The organism is Clostridium sp. Cult1, from assembly GCF_021655095.1.
In the GTDB taxonomy this organism is placed as follows: domain Bacteria; phylum Bacillota; class Clostridia; order Tissierellales; family Tepidimicrobiaceae; genus Schnuerera.
The window spans coordinates 641,949-644,147 of the sequence record NZ_PPXW01000001.1; the positions used below are offsets into that span (position 1 = coordinate 641,949).

At 31.7% G+C, this 2,199-nt stretch carries 3 protein-coding genes and 1 pseudogene; all 4 read left to right on the forward strand.

The features are described from left to right. Positions 1-336: pseudogene (locus C3E89_RS03045) on the forward strand (hypothetical protein); the annotation flags it as partial. Between the two features lie 13 nt (positions 337-349). Beyond that, positions 350-1,198 carry an ATP-binding protein gene (locus tag C3E89_RS03050; protein ID WP_051403574.1) on the forward strand — a complete coding sequence of 283 codons (849 nt, stop codon included), beginning with the start codon at positions 350-352 and terminating at the stop codon, positions 1,196-1,198. 9 nt (positions 1,199-1,207) lie between these two features. Further along, the gene (locus tag C3E89_RS03055; RefSeq protein WP_025642393.1) at positions 1,208-1,930 is read left to right on the forward strand and encodes a BRO family protein; all 723 of its coding nucleotides are present in this window, start codon (positions 1,208-1,210) and stop codon (positions 1,928-1,930) included. Between the two features lie 16 nt (positions 1,931-1,946). Next, positions 1,947-2,199, forward strand: a 253-nt coding sequence (locus tag C3E89_RS03060) for a hypothetical protein (protein WP_236911025.1), incomplete at its 3' end; no start/stop codon positions are given.

The following is a 2,199-nucleotide window of genomic DNA, read 5'->3' on the forward strand; positions in this document are numbered from 1 at the left end:
CTAGACTTATCAAAAAGACAACCTAACTATATAGAGAATAATAAGATTGATAATAGTTATATTGATTTTAGTGAGAAGGATAAAAAAGGAACCTTCTTAAATGTAATTATTTCTAATGAAGAAGAAATGAAACTAGAAGATAAAATCCCTAATCTTAATGATTATATTGAAAGATTATCAGCCTATATGCAAAGTACAGGAAAAACCTATAAAGACCATGCTTCAACAATTATGACCTGGTATTTAAAAGATAAGAGCGAAGGAAAGCTTAGGAGGGAGGAATCTTATACGGGAGATCCCTCGGACTATGAAAGTGAATGGAACTTAAATGATTAGAGAGGTAGATAAAATGGAAGATAAAATAAAAATAATTGAAATTGATGGAGTAGGATTTTCTTTTAATGCAAATAGGGCTCATGAAAGAGATGGCCATGTTTATTGTAGACAATGTGGTGAACAAATAGATTCAGAACCCCTTGCTTGTCTTGGTAGTAAAAAAATAATATTTAGTCGAAATTGTAGATGTGATAGGGAAACAGAGGCTAAGAGAAAGGAAGAAGAAATAGCAAACCACATCAGAAGGCTTAAAGAAGAATGTTTTGCTACTAGCAGAAATCTAATAAGCTATAGTTTTGAAAAGATTATAGAGCCTGAAAGACAGGAAGTTATTATAGCAAAGAATTTTGTTAAGAACTTTAAAGAACTTGCGAAAAATAATAATGGACTTATATTTCATGGGAATGTTGGAACAGGAAAGACATATTTAGCAGCTTGTATTGCTAATAAAATTATTGAAGAATACCAGATAAGGGTGAAGATGAGAAATATCCCTCAGATAATAAATGATATTGAAAAGCGTGGCTTTGATATAGATAAAAATGAATATTACAGGCTCTTATGCAGTGTACCACTTCTCATTCTTGATGATTTTGGAATTGAAAGAAATACAGAATATATAAATGAAATGGTCTATCAGATTATCAATACCAGATATGAAGCAAAGAAACCCACTATTATTTCAACAAATATTCCCTTAGGTGTAATCATGAGTGGAAGTAATGATATTGATAAAGAAAGGATATATTCAAGAATTAGGGAGATGTGTATTCCAGTAAAAATTGCAGGAGAGGACATAAGAAGAGAAATAGGAAAATTAAAATTAAATAAAACTAGAGAGTTACTTCTAGGTGAAAGATAGGTGAAAGAGATGAATAAAATAAAAACATTTGAAAGTTTTGAATTTGGACAGGTTAGGACAATGCTTATAGATAATGAACCATGGTTTGTAGGAATGGATATAGCCCAGGCTCTAGGATACAAAAGACCAAGTGATGCGATTGCAAGTCATGTATATGAGGAAGATAAGCTGAAACGGTGTTTTACCGTATCAGGTCAAGGAAGGAATTTGATAGTAATAAATGAGTCTGGAATGTATGCACTGATTTTTGGAAGTAAACTTGAAAGTGCCATAAGATTTAAAAACTGGGTAACAAGTGAAGTTCTACCTTCAATTAGAAAGCATGGTGGATATTTTTCAGGACAGGAGGAAATGAATGATCAAGAACTTTTAGCAAGGGGCTATCTTGTAGCCTTAAGACAAATAGAAGCTAGGACAGAAGAATTAGAAGGTCTTATTCCCAAGGGAGAATTCTTTGATAAGTTTATGGATTTAGGTGACTGTATATGCCTTAGGGATACTGCAAAAGAATTAGGAGTTTCTCAAAATAGATTTATAAATATACTCATTGATAGGGGTTATCTTTATAGAAATCAAAAAGGGAAACTAAGATATTACTCAACTGCAGCTGATTACTTTAAATTAAAAGATTATATCAATAAATATAATGGACAACCCGGAGTCTATACAGTAGTTAGACCTGAGGGAAGAGCATATCTTTTCTCCTTATTTAAAGAGATGGGAGAAATCTAGAAGGAGGTGGTCTTGGATGATAATGCTTAATAAGAAAAGTTGTATAAATTGTGATGAAAGAGATTTAGTTAAACATAATGAAGAAATAAATAAGATTCTAGGGGAATTAAGAAAGCTAGATAACTATGATTGTGTAGTCCTTCATAAGTACCAGGATATAGGCCATAGAAATAAAGATTTGCAAGTTATTAATATAAATCTATGGGATATATATGAGCTGGCAGAGCTTGCTGATTTTAAAAATGGAGTAGATTTTCTTATAGATGATG